This window comes from Mycobacterium sp. 4D054, assembly GCF_052245755.1.
In the GTDB taxonomy this organism is placed as follows: Bacteria; Actinomycetota; Actinomycetes; order Mycobacteriales; family Mycobacteriaceae; genus Mycobacterium.
In genome coordinates this window covers 1-1,491 of record NZ_JBQQCF010000134.1, presented here as the reverse complement: position 1 = coordinate 1,491, position 1,491 = coordinate 1, and the positions used below count along the sequence as shown (strand labels likewise).

Genomic DNA, 1,491 nt, shown 5'->3' with positions numbered 1-1,491 from the left:
TTACAACGCCAATCGGCCCCACTCCGCCCATGGCGACCGCACCCCAGCCGAGTTTGCCCTACAGTGGGCCGCGACCCATCAACCGAAAGTCGCATAACGACTGGACCACCAAACGGGTCCCTCTCACCCGCACAACACCCGGCGTTCAACTTCGACAGCATGTCGCAGGCACTTGCCGAGATCATTACCGGCAGTGAGCCGCAGTTCGCGGTAGGCATCTTCGGCGGATGGGGCTCGGGGAAGAGCACGCTCATGGAAGCGATCAAGCGGCGCGTCGAGCCGACCGACGCGGTGGTCGTCGACTTCAACGCCTGGCGGTATGAGCGCGAACCACACCTTATCGTCCCGCTGCTGGACACCATCCGTGCCGGACTGTCCCAGTGGGCTCTCAGCCGACCGACGGACGAACGAAGTGAATCAATCAAGATCGTCGCCACCCGGATCGGGCGCGTGATTCGTGCACTGGTTCGCGCCACTTCGGTCCAAGTCGGCATACCGGGGGCCGTGACGATCGCGATGGACCCCGACAAGGCGCTTCAGACGATCAACGGTGACAACGATGACGAGACGAGCAGTCCACAATCGTTGTACTTCGCGGCCTTTGAGCAATTGCGTGACGCATTCGAACGAGTTGAACGAGCAGGATTGTCGCGCATCATCGTGTTCGTCGACGATCTGGATCGCTGCCTACCGGAGCGTGCATTGACGGTCCTTGAATCGATGAAGTTGTTCTTCGACACCAAGGGCTTCGTCTTCGTCGTCGGGCTCGACGAGCGTGTGGTGCAAACGGCGGTTCGCACGAAATTCGCTGGATCAGCCGACGGGAACACGGAAATCGATCAGCGGGTCGAACAGGAGTACCTCAACAAGATCTTCCAGCTGCCCTACACACTGCCCAAAATCGCGCCCGCTCAACTAGAGGAGCTGCTGTGGTGGCTGCAGGCCCACGGTTCGTTGGGAGAAGGCCAGCGCACGGATCTCACGGACCGTGTGAAGAACTACCTGTACTACGTCGCGAAAGAGGGACGGATCAATCCACGAGAGGTGAAGCGGTACATCAACGCCTACACACTGCAGCGAATGATCCGGCAGAACCTGAACCCCAACACGACCCTGGCGCTGCAGACCATCAACTTCCGTGGTGACTGGAACAAGTTCTACGACGACATCGTGCTTGCCGAACCGGACGTCTTCCTCGAGATTCTGCGCAGCTTTCGGCATGGCGAGGATTCGGCCTTCGACGACGTGTGGCCAGAAGTCGGGGTTTTGCCCACGGAATTATCCGCCTTCCTGCGTTCTCCCCTTGTCGAGCAGTTGGCAATGGAACACAACATCGAGCCCTACGTCTCGGCGCTTGAAACCACGTGTCGCTTGCCAGGGTGATGGGACCACCTGATTGCCAGGGGGATGGGACCACCGTGGCGCGTTATCGAGGATGCTCGTCGGGTCCCTCTGGGTCAAGCTGACCGGGTCGGGTGCGTTGGCGGTAGG

The 1,491-nt window shown here is 60.2% G+C and carries 1 protein-coding gene; it reads left to right on the top strand.

Annotated features, from left to right (window positions below; all coding sequences use genetic code 11):
* The first annotated feature begins 159 nt into the window (after positions 1-159).
* Positions 160-1,383 (top strand): KAP family P-loop NTPase fold protein, encoded by a 1,224-nt coding sequence (locus tag ACTWP6_RS30230; protein WP_443189629.1) that lies wholly within the window; start codon positions 160-162, stop codon positions 1,381-1,383.
* Positions 1,384-1,491 lie beyond the last annotated feature (108 nt).